14 protein-coding genes are annotated in these 16,108 nt (G+C 67.6%); 6 read left to right on the top strand and 8 right to left on the bottom strand.

Annotated elements, in window-relative coordinates; translation table 11 throughout:
- Window positions 1-75: 75 nt before the first annotated feature.
- From J2S97_RS20840 to J2S97_RS20820, 5 genes are all read right to left on the bottom strand, one after another.
- Window positions 76-1,584, bottom strand: a complete 1,509-nt coding sequence (locus J2S97_RS20840) for an FAD-dependent oxidoreductase (protein WP_307051846.1) — start codon at window positions 1,582-1,584, stop codon at window positions 76-78.
- Window positions 1,585-1,710: 126 nt separating this feature from the next.
- Entirely contained in the window at window positions 1,711-2,343 is a 633-nt protein-coding gene (locus J2S97_RS20835; protein ID WP_307051845.1) for a DUF4232 domain-containing protein, read from the bottom strand.
- Between the two features lie 113 nt (window positions 2,344-2,456).
- Window positions 2,457-3,245 carry a YcnI family copper-binding membrane protein gene (locus J2S97_RS20830; RefSeq protein ID WP_307051844.1) on the bottom strand — a complete coding sequence of 263 codons (789 nt, stop codon included), beginning with the start codon at window positions 3,243-3,245 and terminating at the stop codon, window positions 2,457-2,459.
- A 151-nt stretch (window positions 3,246-3,396) separates the two neighbouring features.
- Window positions 3,397-4,029, bottom strand: coding sequence for a hypothetical protein (locus J2S97_RS20825; protein ID WP_307051843.1), 633 nt, complete (start codon window positions 4,027-4,029; stop codon window positions 3,397-3,399).
- A 191-nt stretch (window positions 4,030-4,220) separates the two neighbouring features.
- Window positions 4,221-4,439, bottom strand: coding sequence for a hypothetical protein (locus J2S97_RS20820; RefSeq protein WP_307051842.1), 219 nt, complete (start codon window positions 4,437-4,439; stop codon window positions 4,221-4,223).
- A 223-nt stretch (window positions 4,440-4,662) separates the two neighbouring features.
- Here J2S97_RS20820 and J2S97_RS20815 point away from each other — a divergent pair, with 223 nt between their 5' ends.
- The gene (locus J2S97_RS20815; RefSeq protein ID WP_307051841.1) at window positions 4,663-5,013 is read left to right on the top strand and encodes a hypothetical protein; all 351 of its coding nucleotides are present in this window, start codon (window positions 4,663-4,665) and stop codon (window positions 5,011-5,013) included.
- Between the two features lie 129 nt (window positions 5,014-5,142).
- Here J2S97_RS20815 and J2S97_RS20810 read toward each other — a convergent pair whose 3' ends face one another.
- Both J2S97_RS20810 and J2S97_RS20805 read right to left on the bottom strand, forming a co-directional pair.
- The gene (locus J2S97_RS20810) at window positions 5,143-6,516 is read right to left on the bottom strand and encodes an aspartate aminotransferase family protein (RefSeq protein ID WP_307051840.1); all 1,374 of its coding nucleotides are present in this window, start codon (window positions 6,514-6,516) and stop codon (window positions 5,143-5,145) included.
- A gap of 26 nt (window positions 6,517-6,542) precedes the next feature.
- The gene (locus J2S97_RS20805; RefSeq protein WP_307051839.1) at window positions 6,543-8,030 is read right to left on the bottom strand and encodes a CoA-acylating methylmalonate-semialdehyde dehydrogenase; all 1,488 of its coding nucleotides are present in this window, start codon (window positions 8,028-8,030) and stop codon (window positions 6,543-6,545) included.
- 118 nt (window positions 8,031-8,148) lie between these two features.
- Between J2S97_RS20805 and J2S97_RS20800 the strand changes: the two genes are divergently transcribed.
- The 5 genes from J2S97_RS20800 to J2S97_RS20780 all read left to right on the top strand — a co-directional run bounded on the left by J2S97_RS20800 (window position 8,149) and on the right by J2S97_RS20780 (window position 15,376).
- Window positions 8,149-9,846, top strand: a complete 1,698-nt coding sequence (locus J2S97_RS20800) for a PucR family transcriptional regulator (protein ID WP_307051838.1) — start codon at window positions 8,149-8,151, stop codon at window positions 9,844-9,846.
- A gap of 125 nt (window positions 9,847-9,971) precedes the next feature.
- Window positions 9,972-10,886, top strand: a complete 915-nt coding sequence (locus J2S97_RS20795) for a LysR family transcriptional regulator (RefSeq protein ID WP_307051837.1) — start codon at window positions 9,972-9,974, stop codon at window positions 10,884-10,886.
- A 360-nt stretch (window positions 10,887-11,246) separates the two neighbouring features.
- Window positions 11,247-12,641 (top strand): MFS transporter, encoded by a 1,395-nt coding sequence (locus J2S97_RS20790; RefSeq protein WP_307051836.1) that lies wholly within the window; start codon window positions 11,247-11,249, stop codon window positions 12,639-12,641.
- 45 nt (window positions 12,642-12,686) lie between these two features.
- Window positions 12,687-13,919 carry a M20 family metallo-hydrolase gene (locus tag J2S97_RS20785; RefSeq protein WP_307051835.1) on the top strand — a complete coding sequence of 411 codons (1,233 nt, stop codon included), beginning with the start codon at window positions 12,687-12,689 and terminating at the stop codon, window positions 13,917-13,919.
- Complete coding sequence (locus J2S97_RS20780) at window positions 13,916-15,376, top strand: amidase (protein WP_307051834.1); 1,461 nt, start codon at window positions 13,916-13,918, stop codon at window positions 15,374-15,376. The genes J2S97_RS20785 and J2S97_RS20780 overlap by 4 nt, the downstream gene beginning before the upstream one ends.
- Here the strand turns inward: J2S97_RS20780 and J2S97_RS20775 are convergent.
- On the bottom strand, window positions 15,373-15,963 hold the full coding sequence (locus tag J2S97_RS20775) for an adenylate kinase (RefSeq protein WP_307051877.1): 591 nt from the start codon (window positions 15,961-15,963) through the stop codon (window positions 15,373-15,375). The genes J2S97_RS20780 and J2S97_RS20775 overlap by 4 nt on opposite strands.
- Between the last annotated feature and the right edge of the window lie 145 nt (window positions 15,964-16,108).

Genomic DNA, 16,108 nt, shown 5'->3' with positions numbered 1-16,108 from the left:
ATTCCTCCATCATGCCCTACGGCACTGACACTAAAGACGGCGCTCCCGGCGGATGCCGGCTCGGGCCCTGCCGGGTCAGTCAACCTGCCGCAGATCGCGGGTGGCCGGGCCTTCCAGCACCGTCCCGTCGCTGCTGAAGCGGGAGCCGTGGAGCGGGCAGTCCCAGGATTTCTCGCTGTCGTTCCAGCGCACAATCCCGCCCAGGTGGGTGCAGACGGCGGACAGTTCGCACCGCGTGCCGTTGACGGTCGACACGGCCACGGGCTTCCGGCCGCGGCGGGTCACCAGGCCTGCCCCTTCCGGCGGCTGCTCCCGGGACTCGTCCAGGCGCTTGAGTCCCACCTGCCCCCAATCCCTGGCCAGAGTAGCGGCAACCGCGGCATTGAGGGTTGCAGCCGATGCGGCTCCGGCAGGGGACGTGACCCGGTGGTGGATGACGCTGGCCCAGGGGAGCCGGGTGCCGAGGATGTCGGCGGTGATGTCCAGGGCGGCGGCCACGGAGTTGGTCATGCCCCACTTGTTGTAACCCGTGGCGAAATAGACCCGGCCCAGCCCGCGCGGCAGCTTGCCGAAAAAGGGCATCAGGTTGGTGGCCTGGTAGTCCTGGGCGGACCAGGAATGGGTGAGGCTTGCGCCCGGGAATTTCGCTGTTGTCCAGTCAATCAGCGTGTCGAGGTAGGCCTGCGTTGACCTGGCGCGGCCCACCGGATGCCCGTTGCCTCCCACCAGGAGGACCCGCCGGCCGTCGGCGGGATAATCGCGCAGGGACCGGACCGGCTGCTCGGCGGACAGGAACATGCCGTCCGGGACGGCAGTTGTTCCCGGTAGTTCGAACGCCGCGGCGTAGGACCGCAGCGGCTTGAGCTTGGCGAAATACAGCCCCCGGTTGAGGACCGGGGTCCCCGTGGCCAGCACCACGTCCCGGGCACGCAGGGGCCCGTGATCGGTTTGGACCTCCAGTTCGCCGCCCCTGAGTGCACCAAGTCCCCGGAACCCAATGAGCCGCACGCCGGAAACGATTTGACCGCCGTGCGAGCGGACGTCATCCACCAACGCGTCAATGACTTCCATGGGATGAATCTGGGCCTGCTGGCCAAGGCGGAGCGCGCCGTTGACGGGAAAGGGGAGCCCGGGTTCACGGAGGTACTCCACGGCAAGTCCGGCGGCCCGGGCCGCCGCCAACTCCTTGCGGAGGATGGCGGCGCCGCCTTCGGAAGTGGCATAGGTGTAGGCATCCCGGCGCTGGAAGGCCACGCCCCGGTTCTCGAGGTACCGCAGCAGCCAGGCCTGCCCCTCACGGTTCATCTCGACGTAGGCATCCACCACTTTTTGCGAGTACTGGTTCCTGAGCGCTGATAGTACGGTGCCCTGCAGCAGGGAGACCTTCGCGGTGGTGTTGCCGGTGGTCACGGCGCCCGGGCTCCTGGCTTCGACCACCAGCACTTTCTTGCCTGACCGGGCGAGGAGCAGGGCCGCCACCAGCCCGGTCAGCCCGGCCCCCGCCACGACGGTATCGAACGTGCTTCGTGGATGGAATTGGTCGCTGCGGAACGTGTTGGTGCGGTCCAACCACAACGAGGTCATCGGCCGGCCTGCCTTTCCTCAGTCCCGTGACATCATCGTCGGGACTCCGAAAGAGTTCATAAGTCGACTTATCATGTCATGGGCTGTGTGGCCGGGGAACAGGACCTGGCGGGCTGCCTCAAATTCTTACATGGCGTGGAACGCCCCGATGGTCAGCAGTTCGATCTCGTCGTTGGCGCAGGCGTTCCGGGGGACGGCCAGGAACAGCGAGGCGGTGTCCTCGGGCGGATAGATCCGGTAGCCCGCAGCCTGCGTTGCGGTGCAGTCCGGGTAATTACCCGCCTGCGTGTAGCGCATCTCCGCGGCTCCGGCCTGGCCGGGGGCCAATAGAACGTCCGCAACAGGCGAAGACCCGTCCTGCCGGGCCGGCGCCCCGATGGGAGCCCCCGTGGCGTCCGCGGTGAGGGAGACGCCCGGGAAGCCCCTCAGGAGGCAGGATTCTGCGCCGGCGTTGGTAAGGATGAGCTTGGAGTAGACGCTGCCGGCAGCGCCCCCGCCGCTGGAATCCTCTGTCGCAGTCAGGTTCGCGGCCTTGCACAGCGCGGGCCCCGCGGGTGCGGGGGCGGACGACGGCGGCGTGCTGCCGGGCGCCTGGCTTGTGGCAGGTGGAGAGGACGGGGACGGGATGCTGGAAGTGGTGGCCGGTCCCGAAGTCCCTTGGGACTGAGGCTGGCTGGGCCCGCATGCGGTGAGCAGGAGGGCGGCGGCCGCGACCGCCGTCGTGATGACAAGACCGTTTTTAATTGGCTGAGACCTCATGGCTCAACCATTATGCCCGCGGTTGCCCGAGTCAACGATGCCACGACCGCTGCCGCGGATTGATGCCCGGATTGTGATTTCCGGGCACCAATCCCGCGTGCTAATTCCGGCTACTACTTCCTGGGTTCGGAAGCGCCGGGTTCGGAAGCCGCCGCCGAAATGTGGGCTTCTGCGGCCTTTGCGTTCCTGCTGCGCATCAGGGCCACCCCGCCGAGGGCGAGCCCACCGAAGCCCGCCACGAGGCCTGCCCAGCTGCGCGCCTGCGTGCCGTCGTCCGCGCCGGCGTCCGAAACCGATGAGGTGTGGGCCGCGGCCGCCGGCCCTTCTACGGCCGGTCCGTGGCTGTCCGCGGCCGCCGCCGTGACGGTCAGTGAGGGCGCCGGTGCTTTGAGGGAGTGCGGGTCCTGGCCGTCCTTGGCGATCTCGGCCCAGTCAGTCTGCCCCTGCTCACAGTTCTGCAGGGTGGGGAAATGGAGGGTCTTGCCCGCGGCATCGGGGAGCTTGACGGAGAGCACCAGGGCGTCCCGGAGGTCGGGATCCAGCGGAGCCTTAGCGGTGTAGACGATCTGGCTGGTCCGCTTGGTGATGGTTGCGCCATCCGCCAGCTTCTTCGGCTCCGGCAGCTGCTCGACAACCTTTTCCACTGTCCAGTTCGGGTTGACCGTGGGCTGGGCGTCGTTGAGTTCCTCGGGCAGCGTGATGGTCACCCTGGTGGTGCCTGAGTCGTCGCAGCCGTGCGGAATGCCGAAGGTGAGCAGGGCGTAGGAGTTGGCGTCGGTCTTGTCCGGGGTGACGCCGACGTGCGCGGATGCAGCCGTGACTCCGGCCAGCATGAGTGCTGCGGTGCCGCAGGCCACGGCCGTTGCGGAGAGGGTACGGCGGAAGGACTTGGGTGATGACATTTTCAAAGGAGGGCCTTTCAAGGGTGCACGAGGCGCCAGTGGCGGTGCACAAAACTATGAGCGGCGTCCGGTGCCGGATGCGGGGCACAGAGTCCCCGGGGACCGCCCGGGAACGGCGGTTCGGCAGCAGGCCGGAGCCAGGAAAAAGGTGTCAGGAAAGTACGACGGCGGCAGGCGGGCCCCGCCTGCAGTCAGGCCTGAGATTGCGCCAGGGGAGCGGAGCGGAAGCTGCCAGCCAGCCGGCGGCGGCCGGCGCCGCGACGGCGTCGGGCATTGCAGCTTCGGGAAGTTGAACGAGCGGGCGCAGCCACGCCGCGAGGGACCACAGTGCGGCCTCGCCTTTGGCGAGCAGGAGGGCGCAGGCGAGGGTGGCCAGGGCATGCCCGCCGAGCATGAGCGGGGCAGCCCAGGAGGAGTCGACCTGGTGTAGGTGGACGGCGCCGGCGGTATCCAGCGGGAAACCGGCCAGTGACGCCGATGTGCCGTGGTGCCCCGGTACGTCGGCCCGTGTCGTCCCGGCCGGGGCGCTAAAGGCGCTGAAAGCCTCGTGCAGAACCAGCTGGCCGGCTCCCAGGAGCGCAGCCATCGCGGGGAAATTCAGTCTGAGCCGGGTGGCCGCGGTGGCCGCCATGCCGGTGAGCGCCAGGACGGCCAGCATGATGCCCGGAACCGGCAGTTCGCCGCCGCCAACCACGTGGGCGGCCGCGCCGAGAGTCACTATCATTGCGGCGAGCATGGCCGCGCGGAGGGAATGGAAAGGAGTCCGGGCGTGGTGAGTGCGCACGGAGTCCTCCCTCAGGCTTGTTCGTTGCCGGCTGCGATCCGCGCACCCCGTGGCACCGGCATTGGTGCAGGAGGAAGCTGGCGGATCCCAGTAATTCTAACCGGGAACACAGTGCCGTTACGGCTAGTCCGTTTCCGGCCCCGAGCAGTAGTGGCAGTCGTCGTCGCAGGGAGCGTCGTCCGTTGCCGCGTTCACATGCTGCTCCCGGCGAGCTGGAAGCCGTCTTCGACGTGGAAGAGCCGCCTGCGGCCAAGGCTCGTTTTGATCCACACGACGTCACCGGCTGCGGTGCGGTCGTCCACTTGCCCGGTGAATTCGATGCGCCCGTTCCGGCTCAGCTGCACGCTGTCGCCAACCTGTACGTCGTCCCAGCCCGGTGCGCTGCCAACCCAATTCGTCTGTGAAGTCACAATGTTCCTCGATGCCCGTTCCTAGAAGCCTGCTTGGTGCCCCGGCGGCGACTGGCGTCAGCGCCGACGAGATCCATCTAAGCCGCTGGCCGGGACGGCTTTCAATGGATGAAGTGATGATGGTGCCGGAGAGTATTGTGCAGCCGTCCAGCGAGGTCTATGCGGCATCCGTGCCCCGCCCTAGACTTCTGGCATAAGCTGCCATCCACCTTTAGGAGAGACCATGGACTACTCAGGGACCGGCAACGAGAAAGCGGTAGCTGCGGGCGAGCTCAACCGGACACACATCGGACACACCGTCAGCTTCCAGCCGGATGAGTTCACGCTGGTGTTCGGCCGGATCGGTGCCATTGCGCGCAAGGAAGGCGGGGTGACCATCGCACTGGACGGTGTTGACGGCGCCGGAGGACTTCCGTCGCACTACAGCCTGCCGCCGACGCAGGACGTCTACGTCCAGCCGGACATGCTCACCAACACCGAATCCACCATCAAGGATCTCTTCGGCAAGGTCCAGGACAACCTGCGCGGCCACAAGCCGGACCAGCGCCCGGACCAGCGCCCGGACGCTCCTTAACCCCGCGGTTCCGTAACACGGACGCTCCTTAACCCCGCGGGTTGCCCCGCACAGATCAACAGCCGGACCCCGGATTCCCTTCGGCAGGGAATCCGGGGTCCGGCCTTTGGTTTGCTCCGGCGGGAGCGGTCAGGCGATGGCCTGATCGGCGATTTCCAGGACTTCGTCGAGGATTGCCAGGCCGGCCTCGGTGTCCTCCACGCTGGTGTTGCAGGGCGGGACCACATGGATCCGGTTGAAGTTGGCGAACGGCAGCAGGCCCTTGGATTTGCAGGCCGCGACGAGCTGGTTCATCACGGGGCTGGAACCGCCGTACGGCGCCAGCGGCTCCCGCGTGGCCCGGTCCCTGACGAGCTCGATGGCCCAGAACACCCCGGTGCCGCGGACCTCGCCCACGGAGGGGTGCCGTTCGGCGAACCCGGCCAGCGCGGGGCCGATGACTGTTTCGCCCAGGAAAGCGGCGTGTTCCACGATGCCTTCGCGCTCCATGGTGTTAATCGTGGCGACGGCGGCTGCTGTGGCCAGCGGGTGTCCGGAGTAGGTGAGGCCGCCGGGGTAGACGCGCTTCCCGAAGGTCTCGGCGATTTCGGGGCTGATGGCCACACCGCCGAGCGGGACATAGCCGGAGTTGACGCCCTTCGCGAAGGTCAGCAGGTCCGGAACCACGTCGAAATGCTCGACGGCGAACCACTTGCCGGTGCGTCCGAAGCCGGCCATGACCTCGTCCGCAATCAAGACGATGCCGTGCCTGGTGCACAGTTCCCGGACTCCCTGCAGGTAGCCGGGCGGCGGCATGTAGATGCCGGCGGTCCCGGGAACGGATTCCAGGATCAGTGCCGCGATGGTGGCGGGGCCCTCGAGGCTGATCAGCTGTTCGAGGTGTTCCAGGGCGCGCTGGCTTTCCTCCTCTTCCGTGGTGGAGTGGAATGCCGTGCGGTAGAGGTAGGGCGGGAAGAAGTGGATGGTGCCGGTGCTGCCGGTGTCGCTAGGCCAGCGGCGTGGGTCGCCCGTGAGGTTGACCGCGAGCTGGGTGCCGCCGTGGTACGAGCGGTAGGCGGAGAGGACCTTATGGCGGCCGGTGTGGAGCCGGGCCATGCGGACGGCGTGTTCGTTGGCGTCGGCGCCGCCGTTGGTGAAGAAGATCCGGTCCAGTTCCCCGGGTGTGCGTTCGGCGATCAGCCGCGCGGCCTCCGACCGGGCGTCGTTGACGTAGCTCGGGGCGATGGTGCAAAGCTTCGCTGCCTGCGCGGCGATGGCGGCAACGACGGCGGGGTGCTGGTGGCCGATGTTGGTGTTGACCAGCTGGGAGGAGAAGTCGAGGTACTTCTTGCCGTCACCGTCCCACACGTGGGAGCCCTCGGCTGCGGTGATGACCATCGGATCCAGCAGGTCCTGGGCGGACCAGGAGTGGAAGACGTGCTTGCGGTCCAGCTCGTAGGCGCGGCGGGCCGCCTCCGCGTCCCCGGACAGGGGCAGGATGCCGCTTTCAATCGTGGAAGTCATGACTGTTCCTTTCGAAGGAGCGCCGGTCAGGCGTTCTGCGGGAAGCCGAGGTTGATGCCGCCGTGGCTGGGATCGAGCCAGCGGGAGGTGACGGCCTTGCCGCGGGTGAAGAAGCCGACGCCCTCGGTGCCGTGGGCGTGGGTGTCGCCGAACAGTGAGTTCTTCCAGCCGCCGAAGGAGTAGTAGGCCATCGGAACCGGGACGGGGACGTTGATGCCCACCATGCCTACCTCCACTTCGTTCTCGAAGCGGCGTGCCGCACCGCCGTCGTTCGTGAAGATCGCGGTGCCGTTGCCGTACGGGTTGTTGTTGATCAGCTCGAGGGCCTGGTCGTAGGTGTCCACGCGGACCACGGACAGGACCGGGCCGAAGATCTCGTCCTGGTAGATGGACATCTCGGTGGTGACGTTGTCGAAGAGGGTGGGGCCGACGAAGAATCCCTCGCCTTCGGCGTCGGGGGAGATGGCGCGGCCGTCGACGACGATCGTGGCGCCTGCCGCTTCGCCGGCGTCCACGTAGCCGGCCACCTTGTCCCGGTGCGCCGCTGTGACGAGAGGGCCCATGTCGCAGCCGCGCAGGCCGTCGCCGGTGCGCAGGGAATTGGCGCGCTGGGCAATCTTGGCCACGAGTTCGTCGGCGATGTCGCCCACCGCCAGCAGGGCCGAGATGGCCATGCAGCGCTCGCCGGCGGAACCGAAACCGGCGTTGACCGCAGCGTCCGCCGCGAGGTCCAGATCGGCGTCGGGCAGCACGATCATGTGGTTCTTGGCGCCGCCGAGGGCCTGGACCCGCTTACCGTGGGCCGTGGCGGTCTGGTAGACGTACTTGGCGATCGGGGTGGAGCCAACGAAGGAAACGGCCTTGACGTCAGGGTGGGTGAGGAGGGCGTCCACGGCCACCTTGTCGCCGTGCAGGACGTTGAAGACGCCGTCCGGCAGCCCGGCTTCCTTCCACAGCTCGGCCATCCAGTTAACGGCCGTCGGGTCCTTTTCGCTCGGCTTGATGATGACGGTGTTGCCGGCGGCGATGGCGAGCGGGAAGAACCACATGGGAACCATGGCCGGGAAGTTGAACGGGCTGATGATGGCAACCGGGCCGAGGGCCTGGCGGATGGAGTGGACGTCCACCTTCGTGGAGGCGTTTTCGGTGTAGCTGCCCTTGAGCAGGTGCGGAATGCCGCAGGCGAACTCGACCACTTCCTGGCCGCGGGTCACCTCGCCCAGGGCATCGTCGAGGACCTTGCCGTGCTCGGAGGTGATGATGGCGGCGAGCTCGTCCTTGCGGGAGTTCAGCAGCTCGCGGAAAGCGAAGAGGACCTGCGTGCGGCGGGCGAGGGAGGTGTCGCGCCAGGCCGGGAAGGCAGCCTTGGCGGTGGCGATGGCGGCGTTGCTGTCCTCGGTGCTGGCCAGTGCCACCTGGGCGGTGACTTTTCCGGTGGCGGGGTTGGTGACGGGCGCAGTGCGCTCGCCGACCGGAACGTAGCTGCCGTTGATCCAATGCTCGACGATGTTCAAGGAATCTCCTCAGGTGGTTTGTGGTCGCTTCATGCGTTGCCTCCAGTCTGTCGCCGGGGGACTGCCGCCATAAGGGGCGATGTGTAAAGGAAAATGCGACTGCCGTTACACTATGTAAATGCTGCCAACCCTCCGCACTATCCTGGGACTCCCTGTGCTTCGCGCTGCCTCGCCGCAGATTCTCGGCGGCGAGGCGGGCGGCGCGGCCGGACTCGATGCGCCGGTGCGCTGGGTCCACGTCAGCGAGTTGCTGGACATTTCCAGCCTTCTCTCCGGCGGCGAGCTGGTGCTTACCACCGGACTGGAGCTGGAGAAGGAGCCGCAAGCCACGGCGTCGTTCATCCGGTCCCTGGAGGAGTCCTCGGCCGCCGGGCTGATCGTGGAACTGGTGGGTGAACGGGGCCGCAGCCTGGCGGCGCTGCAGGCGGCGGCGAAGTCATGCACGCTGCCGGTGATCGTGGTGCAGCGGCGGGTGCGGTTCGTCGAGGTCACCGAGGTGGTGCACCGGATGATCGTGGCGGAGCAGCTCGAACGGGTGGAGCGCGCCCGCGACGTCCACGAGGCCTTCACGGTCCTCAGCCTGGAAAGCGCCGGCACGGAGCGCGTGGTGGAGCAGGCCGCCGGGATGATCGGCGCGCCGGTGGTGCTCGAGGACCTGTCCCACCTGGTCCTCGCCTACTCGACGCATGGCCTTGCCACCACTGAGCTCCTGCATGACTGGGAGCGCCGCTCAAGGACCACGCCGTCGTCGCAGAGAACGCTGCGCACCGGACCGGAGAACTGGCTGCAGGTTCCGGTAGGTGTCCGCGAGCAGCTATGGGGGCGGCTGGTCCTTCCGATAACCCCGGACGACGAGGAAACAGCGGCAATGGTGCTTGAGCGCGCGGCGCAGACCCTCGCCATCAACCGCCTCGCCGAGCGGGACCGGCGTGAACTCAGCCAGCAGGCCCAGGCCGGGCTGCTCAACGCACTGCGCCACCCGCGGGGCCTCAGCGAAGCGGAAGCACTGGCGCGCGCCGGCGCCCTGGGGCTGAAGCGCTCGCCGCTCTATGTGCCGATCGTGTACCGCACCGGTGCCTCCGCGCAGGCAGCGGCAACGTCCGATGGCGCGCAGTCCCGCGATCCGCTCGCCGGCCAGCAGGAGGAACGTGCCCTCCTGGAACTGTTGGCCAAGGTGGTCAAGTCCACTGCCGGCAGTGCGCTGACCGCCAGTATCCAGTCCGGGTCGGTGGGCATGATCCTCGCCCTCCCGGCGAAGCAGCTCGAGGAGGCCACGCTGCAGCGGCTGGCGGACGCGCTCGCGGTTCAAGCCGGCGACGGCGGTACGCAGGCGGACGACGGCGCAACCCGCCTGAGGGGGGCAGCGGCACCAAACTGGACCATCGGCGTCGGACGCCCCAGGGGATCCCTGCTGGAGGCGGCGGCCGGTATTGATGAGGCTGCGCACGTGGCCGAGACAGCGGCGACGCTGAGGGGGACCGGAAAGCCGTTCTACCGGGCCACCGACGTCCGGCTGCGGGGGCTGCTGGCCCTCCTGCGCAACGATCCCCGCGTCCAGCAGTTTGTGGAATCGGAACTGGAAAGCCTGCTGCAGGCCGAGGCCCGGGGGAGCGGCGGGCACCTGGAGCTGCTCGGCCAATACCTCGAATCCGGCGGAAACAAGGCTGCGCTGGCACGCAGCGGCTACTTGAGCAGGCCCACGCTCTACGCCCGGCTGGCCCGGCTGGAGGAGCTCCTGGCCGTGGACCTTGACGACGCCGAATCCCGCACCTCGCTGCACGTCGCCCTCCTGCTGCACCGGCTCCGGGCGTTGTGAACCCGACCCCACTCCCTGATGGAGTTTTTGTCCACATAACGCGACTTAGGACCCCTTTTGGACGCGTTATGTGGACAAAAACTCCACTGACCGCGGCGCTTGCCGCAGATTGCGAACATTGACCGATGGCTAAGCCCTTTACCCTGACCCAGCTGCGGTATTTTGCGGTGGTGGCGGAGCTCGAGAACATGACGGCGGCCGCGGACCGGCTGCTCGTCACCCAGTCCACCCTGTCCACTGCCATGGCCCAGCTTGAAGCCAGCCTGTCCACGCAGCTGTTCGTGCGGCTCAGGACCCGCGGCCTGCGCCTCACGCCGTCGGGCAGGCAGCTTGCCCAGGACATCAAGGTACTGCTGGAGCACGCTGATTCGCTCTACGAATCCGCCCGCGGCCTGGCCGCCAGCCTGGTGGGTGAGCTCAAAGTGGGCGTGTTTGCCCCGCTGGCGCCCTTCAGGCTTCCGGCGATCCTGCAGACGTTCGAGGTGCAGCACCCGGGCGTTGAGGTTTCCTTCCTGGAGGCCGATCTGGCCAGCCTCCAAACCGCCCTGCTCGAAGGGCAGTGCGACGTTGCCCTGACATACGGACTCGGCCTGGGGCGCGGCTTCACGTACCAGGTGCTGGAACGGGTCCCGCCGCACGTGCTGGTCCATGCCGAGCATCCGGCCGCTGCACGCCCCGAGAAGACCATTTCACTCAAGGAGCTCGACGGCGAACCCGCCGTGGTGCTGGACCTGCCGCACAGCCGGGAGTACTTCGAGCAGCTCTACGTCATTGCAGGGGTGGTGCCCAACGTCCGGCACCGATTCGCCGGCTACGAGACGGTCCGGTCATTTGTGGCGAAGGGCCACGGATACGCCTTGCTGAACCAGCGGCTCCACAGCGACATGACCTACTCCGGCGGCAAGGTCGTGGCGCTGACCCTGACGGATAATCTCCCGCCGATCGAGGTGATGCTGGTCCGCCCCGAGGGCGTGCAGCCGACGCGGCGGGCCCTGGCTTTTGAGGAGACATGCCTCCGCCTCTACGGGGCGTCGCGCTGACCGGCAGGGCCGGACCTGACCTCAGTGCTTGGATATTGGCATTGACAAAATCGATCACTTCCTCAAAAACAATCAATTGGACAGATGTGAACGGGATCACACACAGTTGATGCAACCGGGTGGATACGGGGATCCTCCAGCGGTGAAAACCCCGCAAACACGGCTTCGGCCGAAACCCCACAGCGAGCTGACCATGTTGATCAAAGGAGATTCAATGGTTCCGAACCACACACAATGTGTCCGAAGCATGTCCGGACCGGTGTATCGCGGCAACAGCGCGGTAGCGTCCGTAAAAAACTCTTCAAATGCCCGTAACGCGGCGTCGGGTACCGGAAACACGGCGAACCTAGCGTGGCTCTCATGACCATCAACGACATCAAGAACCAGCCGCAGCCCGCCGCAGGGCGTGCCGGCACCGCATCCTCCAAGAACCCCGCCGACCCCGGCACGGGGACCCTCGAAAAGCCCGGAACCGGACAGCCAGGCACCACCAAGATGCAGAAGCGCGTCCTGCTGGGTGGAAGCATCGGCCAGTTCATCGAGTTCTACGACTTCACCCTCTACGGCCTCACTGCGGTGATCTTCTCACAGCTGTTCTTCCCCGGCAGCAACCCCGTCGCTGCCTTGCTGGCCACCTTCGCCACGTTCGGCGTCGCCTTCGTGGTCCGGCCCATCGGCGGCCTGTTCTTCGGCGCGCTCGGCGACAGGATCGGCCGGCGCCGCGTCCTGACCATCACCCTGGTTGCCATCGGCGGCGCGACCGCACTGATGGGGATCCTGCCCACTTACGGCCAGATCGGTGCATGGGCCCCAGCGCTCCTGGTGCTCTGCCGCCTCATTCAGGGCTTCTCGGCCGGCGGTGAATCCGTGGGTGCGCCGTCGTTTGTCTTCGAGCACGCACCGGTCAACAAGCGCGGATTCTGGCTCAACATCACCATCGCCGCCACCGCCCTGCCCTCCGTGGTTGCCGGGACCATGATCCTCATCCTCAGCCAGTCGATGCCCAACGAAGCCTTCATGGCCTGGGGCTGGCGCCTGCCGTTCCTGCTCGCACTGCCGCTGGCACTCTTCGGGGTCTGGATCCGCAGCCGTACGGTGGAAAGCGACGCGTTCAACGAAGCCAAGGCGGCACGGACCAAGGAGTTCAGCCCCGTCCGCGAGGCCTTCCGCGAGAACAGCCTCCGCATGGTGCAGGTCATCTTCGTGATGGGCCTGACGGCCATGGGCTTCTATTTCCTCTCGGCCTACTTCGTCTCCTACGTGCAGACCACCGGGCACCTCAGCCGTGAACAGTCGCTCATGGTGAACGCCGCGGCACTGGCCCTCTACGCCATCCTCCTTCCGATCGGCGGCCGCCTCGGGGACCGCTTCGGCCGCAAGCCGATGCTCATCGCCGGCTCCCTCGCCCTTGCCGTGCTGTCCGTGCCGAGCTTCATGCTGGTCACCAGCGGCAGCCTGCCCCTGGCGCTGCTGGGACAGTCCCTGTTCGTGGTGGCGCTCTGCATCTACGGCGGCGGCTGCTACACCTTCTTTGTCGAGATCTTCACCACCCGCACCCGCTTCACTTCAGCGGCCATCAGCTACAACGGCGCCTACGCCCTCTTCGGCGGCACCGCACCGTTCATCGGCACCGCCCTGGTAGGCGGAACCGGTGTGCCGCACGCGCCTGGCTTCTACATGGCGGCCGCTGCCGTCGTCGTCCTCCTCCTGGTGCTGTTCACCAAGGTGCCCGAGACCCGCGGCCGCATGGGCTAAGCCCGCCGCCTGCCCTCTTCACAGCAATACACAAAAGGACTTCCCATGAATTCAGTAGCTTTCCTTTCCGACTTCCACCACGTGGCCACGATTGGGGCCACCCAACACAACGGCGTTGACCGCCAGGCGGCCACGGCCGAGGACGCGCAGACGCGCGACTGGTTCGCTGCGTGGGTGCACGACGCCGGGTGGGAACTTCGGGTGGACGGCATCGGCAACATGTTCGGGCTGCTGGAGTGGACTCCGGGTGCACCGTATGTGCTGATCGGATCGCACCTGGACAGCCAGCCGCTGGGCGGCCGCTTCGACGGCGCCTACGGCGTGATCGCCGCACTGCACGCGGCACGCCGGCTGGGTGCAGAGGTTGCGGAGGGCGGAGCAGCGCCCCGTTTCAACCTTGCGGTGGTGAACTGGTTCAACGAGGAGGGCGGGCGGTTCGCGCCGAGCATCATGGGAAGTTCGGTCTTCGCCGGCCTGCTGGAGCGGGAGCGGATGCTCGACGTCCGGGACCTGCAGGGGGTCACCGTCCGCGAAGCCCTGGACGGCATCGGATACCTGGGCGCCGCCGAGGGCCCGGACGTGGCGGGCTACGCGGAGATCCACATCGAGCAGGGCCGGATCCTGGAGCGGGAAGGCATCACCATTGGCCTGGTGGACAGCAGCTGGTACACGCAGAAGCTGGACATCGAGGTGCTGGGTGAGCAGTCCCACACGGGCGCCACCGCCATGGCGGACAGGCATGATGCCCTGGTGGCGGCGTCGAAGATCATCCTGATGGTGCATGACGTAACCGGTGACTTCGAGGACGAGGCTCTGGTGTCCTCCGTGGGCCAGCTGACCCTGGAACCGAACTCCCCGATCGTGGTGGCACGCAGGGTGCACCTTGTGGCGGACCTGCGCTCCGGTGATCCGGAGATCGTCAAGGCCGCCCGGGCCACCCTGCTGGAGCAGATCGACGTGCTGGCCCGCGAGCACGACATCAAGGTCAACGTGAAGGACTTCGACATCCGGCCCATCCGCCGCTTCCCCGAGGCCGGACTGGAACTGGCCGACAAGGTCGCGGCCAACCTGGGACTCTCCGCCCGGCGGATCCAGACGATGGCCGGGCACGATTCCGTTGCGATGAACACCGTGGCCCCGTCCGTCATGCTGTTCATCCCCAGCGTGGACGGCGTCTCGCACTGCGAACGCGAATTCACCACCGACGCCGACATGGTGGCGGGTGTGGACATGCTCACCGGAGTGGCGCGCGAGCTCGTCTGCGGGGCCCTGGCGTGACGGAGCTGCACTACCTCGACGCCGCCACGGCGCTGCGGCTCTTCCGCACCCGGGAGCTCTCCCCGGTGGAGCTGATGGAAGCCGTGATTGCGCGGACGGAGGCCGTCAACGGGGGAGTCAACGCCCTGACGGAAACACTCTTCGACGAAGCATTGCCTGCGGCCCGGCAGGCCGCCGCCAGATACGCCCGCGGCCGTGATGTCACTCCGCTGCTTGGGCTGCCGGTGGCCGCCAAGGAAAAGCACGGGCTCAAGGGCCGGACCCTCTCGCAGGGACTCGTGGCCAGGAAGGATGAGCTGGCAGCGGAGGACCATCCGGTCATCGGCCGGATCCGGCGTGCGGGCGGCATCATCCACGCCCGCACCACCACACCCGAATACAGCTGCGCGACGGTCACCCACAGTCCGCTGTGGGGAGTCACCCGGAACCCGTGGAACCTGCAGTTCTCGCCCGGGGGATCCTCGGGCGGTTCCGGGGCTGCGCTCGCCGCCGGGCTGGCTCCGCTTGCGACGGCCTCGGACATCGCCGGCTCCACGCGGCTGCCGGCGTCGTTCACGGGAACGGTGGGGTACAAGGCGCCGTACGGGAGGATCCCCGGCCTGGCGCCGCTCTCCGCCGACCACTACCGCGGCGACGGGCCGATGGCCCGGACCGTCGCGGACACCGCCCTGCTGGCCAACGTCATGGCGGGCCGGCACGCGGGGGACCACACCTCGCTCGCGGACTCGCCCGGGCTTGCGGTGTCCGGACCGGACACGCACGACGGCGGGGCTTCCGCCGCAGCGGCCTCCGTCGCGGGGATGAGGATCGCCTTGTGCATCAGGCTGGGGAACTACCCGGTAGCGCCCGACGTCGAGGCCAACACCCGCGCGGTCGCTGCGGCTTTGCGGGACGCCGGGGCCATTGTTGAGGAGATCGAACTCGCGTGGACCACGGAGTCCATCAGCCGCACGATGTTCACGCACTTCGGCTACCTGTTGGGCCCGGCCATGGAGGACGAGACCGAGGGCTCAGCCGAACTCCTGGCCCCCTACACGCGCCGCTTCATGGCGGACGCCCGCCGGGCCGCCGATGAAAACCGCTTCGTGGACGGTATCCGCGCGGAGGCCCGCCTGCAGGCTGAGCTGGCTGCCGCCATGGCCGGTTTCGACGCCCTGCTCTGCCCCGCGTCCGCCGTAGCGGCACTGGATGCGGAGGGCATGTACCTTGACGGGATCGATGCCGGCGGCCAACAGCTGGAGCATTACTGGCAGGGTCACATGACGGCGCCTTTCAACATCGCCAACCGGTGCCCGGTGCTGGCGGTTCCCAGCGGCATGGCGGACTGCGGCATCCCCACCGGGGTGCAGATCGTGGGGCATCCGTACGACGACGCCACAGTGTTCACAGTGGGTGCGGCCGTGGAGGTTTTGCGGCCCTGGGCGGCGAGGCGGCCGGAGATCCTGGCGACGGCCTAAGGGGCTGAATCGGGCACAGCCGAGGGGAACGCCGCCCGGAGTGCTGCGAGCAGCTGGTCGAAGACCTCGTCCTCGTTGCCCATGCCGTCGACGCTCAGGAGGATTCCGCGTTGCGAGTACTCCGAAGCCACCGGCTCAGTCTCACGGTAGTAGAGCTCCAGGCGGTGCCGGATGACGTCTTCGGTATCGTCGCTGCGTCCGGTCAGGGTGGCGCGGTGGAGCACCCGGCGGACCAGTTCGGTATCGTCGGCCGTCAGCTGGAGTGCAACGTCCAGCGACTGCCCGTTGGCGGCAAGGATGGTGTCGAGTTCGGCCAGCTGCGCTGTATTGCGGGGGTACCCGTCCAGGAGGAACCCGTCCCGGACGTCGTCCTCGTTCAGGCGGTCACGCACCATGCGGTTCGTGAGGCTGTCGGGGACGAAGTCGCCCGCGTCCAGGTGCGCCATGACGTCACGGCCCAGCGGCGTCAGGTTCTTCACGTGCTCGCGGAAGACGTCCCCGGTGGATACGCCGTTGATGCCGAGGCGCCGGGAAAGGCGTTCGGCCTGGGTGCCCTTGCCGCACCCCGGAGGGCCCATGATCAGCATTCGCATCGTCGAGACCACTCCCTGGCGCCGTTGAAAGGTGTCCCTACATGGTGTCCGCCGGGAGGCGGCAGCACAAGGGACCGGGGCGCAGCGCCTCTCCCGTGTCCCAATTGTGAGCAAAATTCTTCGGCGATCCTCCGCGAGG

Source organism: Arthrobacter oryzae (genome assembly GCF_030812315.1).
Lineage (GTDB): Bacteria > Actinomycetota > Actinomycetes > Actinomycetales > Micrococcaceae > Arthrobacter > Arthrobacter oryzae_B.
Note: the sequence above shows the minus strand (reverse complement) of the source record. Positions and strands in the feature narration are given on the sequence as shown.